We start from the raw sequence: 12727 nt of genomic DNA, 5'->3' as shown, positions 1-12727 counted from the left end.
GCTGCCCCGAGATGGTCCTGGACATCAAGGACGCCGGCGATGGTGGCCCATACCTTCTCGTTGGAAAGCAACCTCGCCGCAAGTCCTTCTTCGTCGCGGAGAACTCGGCCAACGGCCGCGTGAACGACGTTCGCGCCTCGTGGGCGGAAATCGGCGACGGATACGCCGGACGCTGGATCGAGGACGGCTACGAGTACCTGTTCACGTTCAATCTTCCAGACAAGCCCCGGAAGAGGTGAAAGCGGCGCGCGTCACTGACGCGAGGGGGAGAGTTGCTGAGGTAGATCCTCGCGTGCGACGCTGCGCGGGGGGCTACGAGCCGATGAAACGCCGTCGATTTACCAGGCCGCCCCCTGACCGGATTTTCCTGTCTGCCTCTGGCCGCCCGACCACCTGCCACGTCCTGCCGATTTCCGCGCCCCGTAGCGCCGGCGGATGGCTTGCCAAGGCGAAGTTCGACGCGTATGTGCCAGGGGCAAGAGCCCGGCTTCGTCCCGAAAGGTCGGGACTACGCCGCGGCAGTCTTCGTTCACCGCAAGCGGCGAACGAAGACTGGTGGAGCCGAGGGGATTTGAACCCCTGACCTGCTGATTGCGAACCAGCCGCTCTCCCAGCTGAGCTACGGCCCCACGCAAGCGGACTGGATTATAACCGTCGGCCGAGGCAAATCAAGGGCCTGGAAAGGGTTTGAAAACCTTTTCCGGCGATTCGCCCGCGCGGCCGGCGGGGGATGAAAGCCGTTGAGTCGGCGCGGCGGGGCGATTATGATGAAGGCCGCTTCTTCGTGCGGGAGTGGCGGAACTGGCAGACGCGCAAGGTTTAGGTCCTTGTGCCCTTCGGGGCCTGGGGGTTCGACTCCCCCCTCCCGCACCAAAGATAACGGCGAATATCGAATATCCAACAAGGAACTCCGAATGACGAAGTGGACGGCAACGCGGACCGGTTCACGCCAGTGAGGCCAAGATATTTACCAGACGGCTGCGCTTGAAGTACTTTCCCTCTATGTCGTCGCGCCACTTCACGCGCTTGCCGACGGTATTGCATTTGGGCGGCGCTCCATACTCTTTACGGAATACCGCCAAGAGCGCGCGTTCGAGTTTCAACCAAGTCTTTACGTTTCGCCGCGGGGCGCATGCCAGAATCCGAACTTCAAACGCCCGCACACCGTGAAGTTCCAGAACCTGCTTGGCCTTGGCGGCTGCGCTTTGGGCAATCCGCGTAACACCCTTCCTCGTCGTGCCGATGTAGACAACCCTGGAACGACCCTCACGATACTTCCAGGGCTTCTGGGCCTGGATGACGTACACGAGTTTCTTGCCGTGTATGGAAACGCGGGTCACCTCCATCGCCCGCTTCGCTCTGAGTGAAACAGTCAGCCGCCTAGCCATTGCACCTCCTCCCTCCGAGATTCTCAGCGTCCTTGATCCCATCCTCGCCAGGGAACGGATTCGCCATTAGCGCATTGCGTATACCGAGCGCAGCATGCGGATCGGCGCACGGCCGTTACTTCATGATTGGGCGTCCATTATTGGACATTCGATATTCGTCGTTTCCGTCAGGTTCGCAGTTGGCCGGTGCCGGTGACGATCCACTTGTAGGTGGTCAAGTCGCGGACGCCCATGGGTCCGCGAGCGTGGAGTTTGTCGGTCGAGATGCCGACCTCGGCCCCCAGGCCGTATTCCCCCCCGTCCGAGAAGCGCGTCGAAGTGTTGACCATGACGCTGGAGGAATCCACGTCGCGGACGAACTGCTGGATGCGCCGGACGTCCTCCGACACGATGGCGTCGGTATGGTTCGAGCCGTACTGGGCGATGTGTTCGATCGCCTGCTCGATATCGTCCACCACGCGGACCGCGAGGATGAGGTCGAGGTACTCGGCGTACCAATCCTCCTCGGCGGCGGGCTTGGCGTCGGGCCAGACGGCGCGGGTCCGCTCGCACCCGCGGAGTTCCACGCCTGCCTTCACGAGGCGTTTGCAGATGCGCGGCAGAAACCGGGCCGCCACGTTCTTGTGAACGAGCATCGTCTCCATGGCGTTGCAGACGCCCGGGCGCTGGACCTTGGCGTTGAAACAGATCTCGGCGGCCATCGCCAGGTCCGCCAGGTCGTCGACGTACACGTGGCAGACGCCCTTGTAATGTTTGATGACGGGGATTCTGGATTGCTCGGCGACGGCGCGGATGAGGCCTTCGCCGCCGCGCGGCACGACGAGGTCAATCAGGCGGTCCTCTCGCAGGAGGGCCGCCAGGAGGTCGCGGTCGGGGCTCTCGACCATCTGGACGGCGTCGGCAGGGAGTCCCTGGCTTTTGACGGCCTCAGCGATCGCGCGGTGGATGGCGAGGTTCGTCCGGAGCGATTCCTTTCCGCCGCGGAGGATGACCGCGTTGCCGCTCTTCAGGCACAGCGCGGCGACGTCGCTCGTGACGTTCGGGCGCGATTCGTAAATGACGAGGATGACGCCGATGGGCACGCGGACGCGTTCGATCCGCAGGCCGTTCGGGCGGACGTAGCCTTCGATGATTTCGCTGACGGGGTCGCGGAGGTCGGCGATCTCGCGGACCTGCTGGGCCATTTTTTCGATTTCCGCGGCTGAAAGGGTGAGGCGGTCGATCATGGCGGCGGAGAGGCCCGCTTTCGTGGCGTCGGAAGAGTCGGCGGCGTTCGCCGCGAGAATCATTTTCGCCTGCGAGCCGAGGGCGTCGGCCGTGGCCGCGAGGGCGGCATCCTTGGCCCGCGTCCCGGCGGCCGCCAGATGCCGGGCCGCGGCCCGGGCGCGTCGGCCGATCGCCTCGGACTGGTGCGCCCCGTCGGGTTGCGCCATGCGGGACTCCTTCGCCTACGGGGTCGGGGCTTCGACTTTGCGTTTCTTGAGGTTGAAGTTGATGGTCGGCAGCGGCCCGACGACTTCGACGCCGACCGGGAGGCCGAAGACTTTCGGCACGCGCGGGATCCACGTGCCCTCGCCGACCGGCCGGTCGTCCGGCGCCAGGACCAGTTCCACGCGCACGTCCTGGCCCGTCAGGGGCTCGACGAGTTGTCGGGGTCCCTGGACCTTGAGGTCGATCAGGCGGTCCGCGTCTTCCTGGAAGACGACGTCGTAGGTGTTGAGCATCTCGGGGGGCCCGGCGATGAGGATGGCGATCTGGGCGAGGGCCTTTGTGCTGACGGTGGATTCGAGTTGGGCGGTGACGCGGACGGTGGGCGGCTCGAGCGTGGCCTCGATGCCGTCGGCGCCGCCGAGGCGAGGCTCCAGCGCGACATCCCGCTCGATCTGCGGGTCCTTCGGCGCCGCCGTCACCGCCAGCCGGGCCGACGCGTACCGCTTGGCCTCCGGCAAGGCGGCCAGTGCCGACTCCGCCACGACGGCGGTCACCTCCGGCGGATCAACGGTCGGCTGGCCGGTGACCGTGTATCCCGTGACGATCGGCTTGACGGGCACCCGCAGGCGCACCAGGCGGTCCAGGTCGACGACCACCTCGCCGCTGGTCACCTGGCCGTTCTCGTCTGTGATGCCCATCAGGCTCAGGCGGTAGGGTTTCCAGTGGTCGAAGCCTTCGGCGGCTTTGGCGACGACGCGTCCGGTCTTCCGGTCGGCTCCCGCGAGGGTGATCCGGCAGGCGAGGGCGTCGGGCGTTGCGCGCAACTCGTCGATCTCACCCTTCGGGCCCTTGAACTTGACGAAGACGCGATCGGGCGTGACGCGGCGGACAAGGTAGTCCGGCGGGGCGGACACGGCGACCGGCACGTCGAGCGTCTCCTCGCGCGCCAGTTCCAGGTCCGCCCAGACCCAGATGACGGCGGTGAGGACGACGACGGCAAACAGGGTTCGGATGCTTTCGTTCATGGGCCTTCCGTGTCTGCGGAGGGGGTCGGCGATTCTTCGAGCGGGGTCGGCTCGGGCGTCTCGAGGGAATGTTCCGTGAGGGTGGCTTCCGCCCCGTGCAAGAACTCCTTCAGGCGTTCGCGCAACTCCTCCGGCGTAAGGTCCTGCTGGAGCCGGCCGCCCTCCGCCAGCGAAATCTGCCCCGTCTCCTCGCTGATGACGATGACGACGGCGTCGGACTCCTCCGTCAGCCCCACCGCCGCCCGGTGCCGCGTCCCCAGGTGCGGATCCAGGATGGCCTGGTGCGAGAGGGGAAACTCGCAGCCGGCAGCGGCGATCCGGCCTCCCCGGATGACCACGCCCATGTCGTGCAGCGGCGAGCCGGGCCAGAAGATCGTCGTCAACAGTTCGCTCGTCAACTGGGCGTCAAGCGGCATGCCGCTCTCGATCAGCGTCCCGAGGCGGACGTCGCGTTCGACGGCGATGATGCCGCCGACCTTGTTTCGGCTCAGAGTGGCGGCCGCCCGCACGATGCGTTCGACGAACGCCGACGCTCCCTCTTTCAGGAAGAGCCTGAGGAGCGGGTTCTGGCCGAGGCGCATCAGGCTCCGACGCAGTTCCGGCTGGAAGACGATCAGCGCGAAGCCCACCATCACCAGCAGGAGTTTGTCGTAGAGGTATTGGACGCGTTCCAGGTGCAGGTAGTCCGACACGAGGCGGACGCCCACGAAGATGATGAGCAGGAGGAAGACGAATCCGCGGACAAGCCTCGCGCCTCGCGTTCCGCGGAGGCTGCGGTACACGAGGTACACGACGCCGCCGATCAGCGCCAGTTCCAGCCCGTCCTTCCACGTGAAGGTGTGGAGGAGCCGGCCCAGGTAATGGATGGCCTCGTTCATGATTCTCTCTCGGCCGCCCGTGCGATGGCGGCGGCGACGGCGACGGCCTGCTTCGTTTCGGCCACGTCGTGGACCCGCAGCACGAGCGCCCCGGCGGCGACGGCCAAGGCGCAGGCCGCAGCGGTCCCGCCGGTGCGTTCGGCCGGCGCCTCGACGCCGGTCAGTTCGCCGAGGAAGCGTTTTCGGCTCGGGCCGACGAGAATCGGCCTCCCCAGGCTCCGAATGTGCCCTAATTGGGCGAGAATTTCAAGGTTATGCTTCAGCGTTTTTCCGAAACCGATGCCGGGGTCCACGAGAATCCGGTTCTCGGGGACGCCGGCCTCCTCCGCCAAGGCCATGCCCCGGCGCAGGTACCGGACGACGTCGGCCATCAGGTGGTCGTAGTGCGGATTCTGCTGCATCGTTTTCGGTTCGCCGAGGATGTGCATGATGACGACGCCGGCGCCGGTTTCGGCGACGGCCCGGGCCATCTCGGGATCGCCCTGGAGGCCGGTGACGTCGTTGACGAGAGCGGCCCCGGCCGCCACGGCCTCGCGCGCGACCCGCGCGTGCCGCGTGTCAATGCTCAGGGGGACGGCGACGGCCTCGGCCAGGGTCTCGACGACGGGCAGCACCCGCCGCATCTCTTCGGCTTCGGGGACGCTTTCGCTTCCGGGCCGGGTCGATTCGCCGCCGATGTCCAGGAGGTCGGCCCCCTCGTCGACGAGTCGGCGGGCCTGGGCGACGGCGCGGTCCGCCTCGAGGAACTTGCCGCCGTCGCTGAAGGAATCCGGCGTGACGTTGATGACGCCCATGAGGAGCGGCCTGGGCCCGACCGAGAGCCGATAGGCGCCCATCACCAGTTCGAACTCGCGCCGCGCGTGCCGCTCCAGCGCGTCGGCGATCTGGTTGCCGAGCGCCGCCAGGTCGCCCGTCTCTGGGCGCAGGCACTCCCGGAGCGTCTCGAACTGGCGGCGGTTTCCGACGAGGACCATGTCGGTCGCTCGCCGGCCGGGTTCGGCGGCGCGACGGACGGCCGCGTCGCCGCCGGCGGCGCGCATCTCCTGCTCGAGGCGGTCGGCGGCGCGACAGTCAACCTGTTCGAGGGCGACGGCCAGGGCCCCCGTCCTCGCGAGCACCTGGGCGATGCCTTCCGGCGCCGCGCCGGCGTGGTGCATTTCGCGTGCGAGGGCGGCCCCGTTCGTCGCCTCGACGACGCGGGGGTTCCACCGTGTCAGCCGCACGTGGCTAATCCTTGCGGGTTCCGGAGGGGGCTTTCCCGGACGGTTCGGGACCGGCGGGGGCGGGTTTGGCGAGGGGAAGCCCCTCGATTTCGCGGCGGACCTCGTCGGCCGACAGAACCTCGCGCTTCAGGAGGGCCTCGGCGATCCGGCGAAGGGCCTCGCGGTTGCGTTCGAGGAGGTCCTTGGCCTCGGCGTAGGATTTGTTGACGATGGTCTGGACTTCTTCGTCGATGGCGTGGGCGGTGGCGTCGCTGTGTTCCTTGGGGCCGGTGAGTTCGCTGCCCCACGGGGTGGTTTCCTCCTGGGGGGCGTAGCGGACGGGTCCGATGCGGTCACTCATGCCCCAATCCATGACCATGCGTCGGGCGATGAGGGTGGCCTGGCGGATGTCGTCGGCGGCGCCCGACGTAATGTCGCCGAAGAACAGTTCCTCCGAGATGCGTCCGGCGAAGGCCACCTTGATCTGGCCCAGGCACTGCCTCCGCTTGATCGTGTAGCGGTCCTTCTCGGGCAGGAACATCGTCGCGCCGAGCATCATGCCGCGCGGAATGATGCTGACCTTGTGGAGCGGTTCGACGTCCGGCTCCAGGAGGATCGACATCAGGACGTGTCCGCCCTCGTGGTAGGCGCTCAAGCGTCGGTCCTCTTCGTCCATGGCGCGGCTGCGTTTGGTTCGTCCCCATCGGACCTTGTCGCGTGCCTCTTCGAGGTCGTCCTGTTCGACGGCGGATTTTGAGAGCATCGTCGCCCGGATGGCGGCCTCGTTCGTGATGGCCGCCAGGTCCGCCCCGGTGAAGCCGGGCGTCCCGCGCGCCAGCACCCCGAGGTCCACGGCCTCGGCGAGTTTGATGTTTTTGGCGTGGACCTTCAGGATGGCCTCGCGTTCGTTCAGGTCGGGGAAATGGATGACGACCTCGCGGTCGAACCGCCCGGGCCGCCGAAGCGCCGGGTCCAGGACGTCCGGCCGGTTGGTGGCCCCGATGATGATGACCTGCTCGTTGGTGTCGAATCCGTCCATTTCGACGAGGATGGCGTTGAGGGTCTGCTCGCGTTCGTCGTGGCCTCCGGTGAAGCCCATGCCTCGGCGCCGGCCGACGGCGTCGATCTCGTCCAGGAAGATGATGCAGGGGCTGGAGGCCTTGGCCTGCTGAAAGAGGTCGCGGACGCGGCTGGCGCCGACGCCGACGAACATCTCGACGAAGTCGGATCCGCTGATGGAGAAGAACGGGACGTCGGCCTCGCCGGCGATCGCCTTCGCCAGGAGCGTCTTGCCCGTCCCGGGCGGTCCGACGAGCATCACGCCGCGCGGTATCCGACCCCCGAGCACCTGGAACCGCTGCGGGTTCTTGAGGAACTCGATGATTTCGCCGACTTCTTCCTTGGCCTCCTCGATGCCGGCCACATCGTCGAAGGTGACCTTGACGCGCTCTTTTTTGACCAGACGAGCGCGGCTCCGGCCGAAGGAGAGGACGCCGCCCCCGGCCGCCATCCGCATCTGCCGAGAAACGAAAAACCACAGCAACAGCAGCAGAACGAGGAGCGGCATCGTGTAGACCAGCATCTGCCAGAGGAACGGGTTATCCGGCGTGAAACTTTGATTGTCCGCGTTCACGAACTTGGCGCGGACGGTCTCGTTGTCTTCCAGGCGGGCGATGTATCGGGCCACCTCCTCATCCTGGAGGTGGACCGTGAAGGTGTCCGTCTTGTACTGGTTCTGGAACTCCGGGGCCGGATTGATTTCACCCGAGACGATATTTCCGTGGACCCAGATTCGCTTGATGGCGTCGGGATCGGCCAGGAGTTTGTAGAGTTGCTCGCGCGAGAACTCCGGCGACCGCGTCAGGTGCTGCGTCAGCGCGTAGACCACGAGGATGGCCAGGCCGAACAGCAGGACCCATCCCAGCAGGCCGCGCATCCGGGGCGGGGGAGAAGTGCCTTCGTCGTTCGGGTTGTCGTCCGGCAACTCGGGTCCGCGCATGCGTCCGCTTTCCTGCCCGTGCCGCTCGCCGCCCCAGCCGGTCGGCCGGAGCGGCCGGCGGCTACCAGTCCTTTTCCATGGCCTCGACGATTCGTTCGGCGAGGCGTCGGAGGGCCTCCGTCGTGGCCGAGTCCAGTGTTTCGCCGATCGCGACGGCGTAGGAGGCGGATGCCTGGAGGTTGGGCCGCTGGGCCAACATCTCGCCCGTCCGCAGGTCCTTCCACTCGAACCAGCACAAGACAGTGACCTCGACGTCGATCGGCGAATCGGACCTCACGTCCTCCGCCAGGACGGGCGACCGCAGGTCGAGGATCTCGCCACGCAATTCCGTGTCCGCCCGGGTCCGGTCCTGGACGACCTTGTAAGGCGTGCGCATTTCGATCATCTGCACGAGTTCCTTGGAGAGTTCGAACTCCAGTTCCCGCCGGAACTCGTGCGAGGCGAAGATGGGGACGGCCACGGTCCGCACGTCCGTCCGGTGCAGCGACTCCGTGCTGTACCCGCAACCGGCCACCAGGGCCGCCGACAACACCAGCACTGCGAACCGGGCTCCGGGGGCGTTCACGGCTTTGACTCCTTTTCGAGGTTCATCTTTGCCAGCAGTGCCCGGGCCTCGTCGGCCGAGGGGGTGTCGGCGTATCGCGCGACGACCTGTTCGGCGTAGAAGGCCGACGCCAGGGGCTTGCCCGCACGGAAGTAATGGGCGGCCACATTGTAAAGGGCCTCGGCCTGCGAGAGGCGGAGTTGCGCGAGCAAGTCCGCCACGCCTTCCTCCTGCGCCGCGTCCGGATACTTCTGCTGGAACCGGCGAAGGCGGTCGTACGCCAGCCCGAGGCTCGTCACATCATACCGCGCCCCGCTGCATCTGGCGATAGCGCATTTCGCCCGCGCCAGTTCCGCGTGGACGACCCGGCCGCCGTTCGGAAACGCCTGACAATACTTGTTGTAGTAGTCCTCCGCTTCCTGCCACTGCCCTTTTTCATAATAATAGTCGGCGATGCGCAGCAAGCAAGCCTCCGCCAGGTCTCCCGCCGGCTGGTGCTCGTACACCCGGCGAAGGATCTCGATCGCCTCCGTCTCGCCCGACAACAGCGGCATCCCCCACACCCGTCGGCGCACCGGGCCCAGATACAGTTCCGCGATTGCCATCTGGCGCTCCAGCGCCTGGCGGTAATGCGGGCTCCCCGCGTACTGCGTCAGCATCTCTTCGTATTGCTCGAACGCCTGGTAGTAGTCCTTCTGGGCGAACAGCGCCTCCCCGCGCCGCCACATCGCCTCCGCCCGGTACGCCGAGTCCGGGTATTTCTTAATCAGGCTCCTCAGCGTCCGTGAGGCCTTGCCGGGGTTGCCGGCCTCCATGGCCCGGCTCCCTTCCTCGAAAAGCGTCCGGTCGGGGTTCGGGTTCGGCGAGCGGCGCCACCAGGCATACCAGGGCGGTTTCAATTCGGCGGCAGGCGTTTCAGTCGCCGCGGCCGGCGGTTGAACGGCGGGTGCCGGCTTCGGTTCCGGGGCGGGGGCGGGCGGCATCTCGGGCGCCGGCCGAACCACCGGTTCCGGGGCGGGTTCAGGCGCGGGTTTCGGCGCCGGCGGGGTTTCCTTTTCGCTCGGCGGCGCGGCCGGCGGGGCCTTGGGCGGCTCCGGGGCGGGCGCCGGCGGGGTTTCCTTTTCGCTCGGCGGCACGGCCGGCGGGGCCTTGGGCGGCTCCGGCGCGGGCGCCGGCGACGGCGCAGGGGCCTCCGGCCACTTCGTCTCGACGTATTTCCACCGGCCGTTTCGCCACACCCAGCCGGCCGGCGCGTTCGCCGCCGCCAGTGCCACGATGGCCAAGGCGGCCGACCAGATTGCGAGGCTTCGCATCACGCCGCCTTTCCTCCCCGCGAACCTGCCCGATGCCGCCGTGTACCTCGTTCGGCGCGGCGTCCGGGCGGTTCGCCTTGGTACTTAAACGTACTCGGTGGCCGAGAGTTGCTTCCCGGCCAGTTCCTCGACTCGCCGATCCAGGGCGGTCCGTATCTGGCGTCCGGTCGCTTCGGAAAGGCGGACGCGAGGGATTTCGTTCCAGTCGGCCCCCGCGAGGAACCGCACCGCCTCGACGGCCCGGGCGCTGAGGCGGCAGGTGTCGCCGGCCGGTCGGCACCGGCGGCACACGAGGCCCCCCGAGACGGGGCTGAAGTCAGCCGCCGCGCCCCCCTCCAGCCCGGCGCCGCACTCTACGCACCGCGCCATCTCGGGGCTGTAGCCCAGAAGCGCGAGCAGCCGCCACGCGAAGGCATACGCGATCGCGCGGGAGGCCTCCGGCTCCGCGTCGGCCAGCACCGAGAGCGCCCGCACCACGAGGTCGAAGACCTCCGGCTGCAGGTCGGCCTCCGGCACGAGGGCGATGACCAGTTCCGTCACGAGCGACGCCCCGTAGAACGCTTCGAGCCGCCGGCGGACGCCCTCGAACCGCTCCGTCTCGAACAGTTCGACGAGGACGGCCAACTGGTTCGGGTCGCGCAGGCTGAAGACCGCCTCGCCCAGGGTCCAGCGGTCGAGCGGGCCGCCGAACGGATTCTTCGGACGCCTCGACCCCTTGGCCAGACACCGCACGCGTCCGACGTCGCGGGCCAGGAGGAGAACCACCTGGCTCGTTTCGCTCCAATCCTGGCATCTGAGGACAAGGGCTGCCGACTTGTACATCGCCACGGGCTCTTCCTCCGCTGCGCGCCGCCCGTAGGATAACAGGAAGGCGGGAGCGTGTCATGGGAATCCTTGCCGCGCCCGCCTCGAGCGCCGCGCCGCGTGCCGTTTATTTAGCCCCCGGTGAACACACCGGGGGCGCCGTTGTGTCGCGTAAGGGCAGCGCCCCGGCGTGAACGGCGCCCGGCGTGTATTCACGCCGGGCTAAATAATGCCACGAAGCGGCGCTGCGGGCGCCCGTTCGATCCGCAACCGCGTGATGCGTCTGTCCTCGGCCTCCAGGACCGTGATCCGGAGACCCTGGTGCTCGAGCACTTCTCCCGCCTTCGGGATGTACCCGAGGCGAGAGAGGACGAATCCGCCAATCGTTTCGTAATCCTCGTTCTCCGGCAGGTTAAGGGATAACTCATCGTTCAACTCGTCGATGTGGGCGCGGGCCTCGACCTCCCAGGTGCGCGGGTCGAGCCGGCGGATGGGGACGGGGGCCGGTTCCTCGTATTCGTCGGCGATCTCGCCGAAGATTTCCTCGATGAGGTCTTCGATGGTCACGAGGCCCGCCGTCCCGCCGTACTCGTCCAGGACGACGGCCATGTGGACCTTCGCGCGCCGGAACTCGGCCAGGAGTTCGTCGAGGCGTTTCGTGGCGGGGATGAACAGGGGCGGCCGCATCACGTCGGCGACGCGAACCGGGGCGGTCGTCCGTCCTGCGGCCTCGTCCGAGAGAAGGTCCTTGGCGTACAGGATGCCGACGATCGTGTCGATGGCGCCGCCGGTGACGGGGATTCGGCTGTGGCCGCTCAGAACGATGAGGCGGCGGGCCTCGTCGGGAGTGGCGTCGGCGTCGATGCTCACGATGTCGGTCCGCGGGGTCATCGTCTCGGTGACGTCGGCCTTCCTAAAGCGGATGACGCTTTCGATCATGTCCTTCTGGTCCTCGTGGAGGGCGCCCTCGCGTTCGCCTTCGCGGACGACGCTGCGGATCTCTTCCTCGATGGGCGATCCCGGCGCGCCGGGACCCCCCGGGACGCCCGCCAGCCGGCGCACGAGCCCGTCCAGAATCCCCAGGAGCCTGGCCGCGGGCTGGAACGCGAGGCGGCAGGCGTGAAGGGCGGGGAGCGTGGCCGCCAGGACGCTTTCGGGGGCGTAGCGTGCCCAGGCCATCGGGAGGACGCCGCCGAGGCTGACGGCGCCCGCGGCCGCCAGGATCACGCCGACGAGCCAGCCGAGCGGCGTGCCGAACTCGGCCGAGGCCCAGAGGATCGCCGTCGCCGTCCAGGCCACCAGCGCGAGGACGTGGAGGAGGGCGGTCGTGCGCACCAGGTCGTCGTGATGCGCGAAGAGCCGGCCGAGTTCCTCCGCCCGGCCTCGACGTTCGAGCGCTTCTTCGAGGCGCGCGCGGGAGAATCGGCTGAGGGCGTGGCCGGCGAGCGCAAAAAACATGGCGAGGCCGGCGGCAACGATGCCGGACCCGAGCCAGACGTGCGACAAAAAGGGGACCCTCCTACTGAACAGCCGGACGGGTCGCGTAGATGTTGGCGAACCCGAACTGCTCCAAGAGTGCATCCTCGCGGCGGTGCATCCGTTCCGCAGCGTTCGGCGTCCGATCGTCGTACCCGATCAGATGCAGCAGGCCGTGCACGAGGTACAGCAGGAGTTCCGCCCGGGGGTCGATGTTTCTGGCCTTGGCCTGCTGGAAGGCCATTTCCGCCGACGCGATGATTTCGCCGTTCACCCCGCCGTTCGACCCGTTGCCGGGCCAGTCCACGTCCTCGAGCGGAAAACTGATGACGTCGGTGTGCGTGTCCTTGCCGAGATATTCCCGATTCAGGTCGCGGATGTGGCGGTTGTCGGTCAAGACGACGCTCAGGCTTCGAGCCGAACACCCTTCTTCCTTCATCACCCGGCGAAACACCAGGAGAATCAGTTTCTTTTCCAGCGGGATGCAATCCTGTAGATCCGTGATCTCGATCTTAGCCATGGTCCTTCAGTTCTCCGTGCGACCGGCTTGAATCAAGACCTTACTCGTGTCCTCCGTCCAAAGTTCCGTGTGATCGCTCCCCTGCGTCTCTCGCGGGCTCCTGGACCTGGGCGTCGGACGGCTCCTCCGACGGATAGGGCACCCGGC

12 protein-coding genes and 2 tRNA genes are annotated in these 12727 nt (G+C 67.4%); 2 read left to right on the top strand and 12 right to left on the bottom strand.

The window, feature by feature from the left end; all coding sequences use genetic code 11:
- A partial coding sequence (locus NTX40_07240) for a hypothetical protein (GenBank protein ID MCX5648872.1) occupies positions 1-239 on the top strand: 239 nt, incomplete at its 5' end.
- 314 nt (positions 240-553) lie between these two features.
- Here the strand turns inward: NTX40_07240 and NTX40_07235 are convergent.
- Positions 554-629, bottom strand: a tRNA-Ala gene (locus NTX40_07235).
- Positions 630-786: 157 nt separating this feature from the next.
- On the opposite strand from NTX40_07235, the gene NTX40_07230 reads away from it, so the two are divergent.
- Positions 787-873, top strand: a tRNA-Leu gene (locus NTX40_07230).
- A 71-nt stretch (positions 874-944) separates the two neighbouring features.
- Here the strand turns inward: NTX40_07230 and NTX40_07225 are convergent.
- The 11 genes from NTX40_07225 to ybeY all read right to left on the bottom strand — a co-directional run bounded on the left by NTX40_07225 (position 945) and on the right by ybeY (position 12580).
- Positions 945-1388, bottom strand: a complete 444-nt coding sequence (locus NTX40_07225) for a hypothetical protein (GenBank protein ID MCX5648871.1) — start codon at positions 1386-1388, stop codon at positions 945-947.
- A 167-nt stretch (positions 1389-1555) separates the two neighbouring features.
- Positions 1556-2821, bottom strand: a complete 1266-nt coding sequence (locus NTX40_07220; GenBank protein MCX5648870.1) for a glutamate-5-semialdehyde dehydrogenase — start codon at positions 2819-2821, stop codon at positions 1556-1558.
- A 15-nt stretch (positions 2822-2836) separates the two neighbouring features.
- The gene (locus tag NTX40_07215) at positions 2837-3844 is read right to left on the bottom strand and encodes a hypothetical protein (GenBank protein ID MCX5648869.1); all 1008 of its coding nucleotides are present in this window, start codon (positions 3842-3844) and stop codon (positions 2837-2839) included.
- Positions 3841-4722 (bottom strand): diadenylate cyclase CdaA, encoded by an 882-nt coding sequence (gene cdaA, locus NTX40_07210; protein MCX5648868.1) that lies wholly within the window; start codon positions 4720-4722, stop codon positions 3841-3843. The genes NTX40_07215 and cdaA overlap by 4 nt, the downstream gene beginning before the upstream one ends.
- Positions 4719-5945: a dihydropteroate synthase gene (gene folP, locus NTX40_07205; protein MCX5648867.1), complete on the bottom strand. Its 1227-nt coding sequence runs from the start codon at positions 5943-5945 to the stop codon at positions 4719-4721. The genes cdaA and folP overlap by 4 nt, the downstream gene beginning before the upstream one ends.
- A gap of 4 nt (positions 5946-5949) precedes the next feature.
- Positions 5950-7923: an ATP-dependent zinc metalloprotease FtsH gene (gene ftsH, locus NTX40_07200; GenBank protein ID MCX5648866.1), complete on the bottom strand. Its 1974-nt coding sequence runs from the start codon at positions 7921-7923 to the stop codon at positions 5950-5952.
- A gap of 61 nt (positions 7924-7984) precedes the next feature.
- Positions 7985-8488, bottom strand: a complete 504-nt coding sequence (lptE, locus tag NTX40_07195) for an LPS assembly lipoprotein LptE (GenBank protein ID MCX5648865.1) — start codon at positions 8486-8488, stop codon at positions 7985-7987.
- Entirely contained in the window at positions 8485-9780 is a 1296-nt protein-coding gene (bamD, locus tag NTX40_07190) for an outer membrane protein assembly factor BamD (GenBank protein MCX5648864.1), read from the bottom strand. Before bamD ends, lptE begins: the two co-directional genes overlap by 4 nt.
- Positions 9781-9864: 84 nt before the next feature.
- Entirely contained in the window at positions 9865-10602 is a 738-nt protein-coding gene (gene recO, locus NTX40_07185) for a DNA repair protein RecO (GenBank protein ID MCX5648863.1), read from the bottom strand.
- A 204-nt stretch (positions 10603-10806) separates the two neighbouring features.
- Entirely contained in the window at positions 10807-12090 is a 1284-nt protein-coding gene (locus NTX40_07180; GenBank protein ID MCX5648862.1) for a hemolysin family protein, read from the bottom strand.
- A gap of 13 nt (positions 12091-12103) precedes the next feature.
- Positions 12104-12580: an rRNA maturation RNase YbeY gene (gene ybeY, locus NTX40_07175; protein MCX5648861.1), complete on the bottom strand. Its 477-nt coding sequence runs from the start codon at positions 12578-12580 to the stop codon at positions 12104-12106.
- Between the last annotated feature and the right edge of the window lie 147 nt (positions 12581-12727).

The organism is Planctomycetota bacterium, assembly GCA_026387035.1.
Taxonomy (GTDB): Bacteria; Planctomycetota; Phycisphaerae; order FEN-1346; family FEN-1346; genus JAPLMM01.
This window is presented reverse-complemented; position numbering and strand designations above follow the sequence as displayed.

Excerpts from the sequence above, each read along its gene's own strand:
- recO (MCX5648863.1), bottom strand. The coding sequence starts at position 10,602 with ATGTACAAGTCGGCAGCCCTTGTCCTCAGATGCCAGGATTGGAGCGAA.
- bamD (MCX5648864.1), bottom strand. The coding sequence starts at position 9,780 with ATGCGAAGCCTCGCAATCTGGTCGGCCGCCTTGGCCATCGTGGCACTG.
- NTX40_07215 (MCX5648869.1), bottom strand. The coding sequence starts at position 3,844 with ATGAACGAAAGCATCCGAACCCTGTTTGCCGTCGTCGTCCTCACCGCC.
- ybeY (MCX5648861.1), bottom strand. The coding sequence starts at position 12,580 with ATGGCTAAGATCGAGATCACGGATCTACAGGATTGCATCCCGCTGGAA.
- cdaA (MCX5648868.1), bottom strand. The coding sequence starts at position 4,722 with ATGAACGAGGCCATCCATTACCTGGGCCGGCTCCTCCACACCTTCACG.
- NTX40_07220 (MCX5648870.1), bottom strand. The coding sequence starts at position 2,821 with ATGGCGCAACCCGACGGGGCGCACCAGTCCGAGGCGATCGGCCGACGC.
- ftsH (MCX5648866.1), bottom strand. The coding sequence starts at position 7,923 with ATGCGCGGACCCGAGTTGCCGGACGACAACCCGAACGACGAAGGCACT.
- NTX40_07225 (MCX5648871.1), bottom strand. The coding sequence starts at position 1,388 with ATGGCTAGGCGGCTGACTGTTTCACTCAGAGCGAAGCGGGCGATGGAG.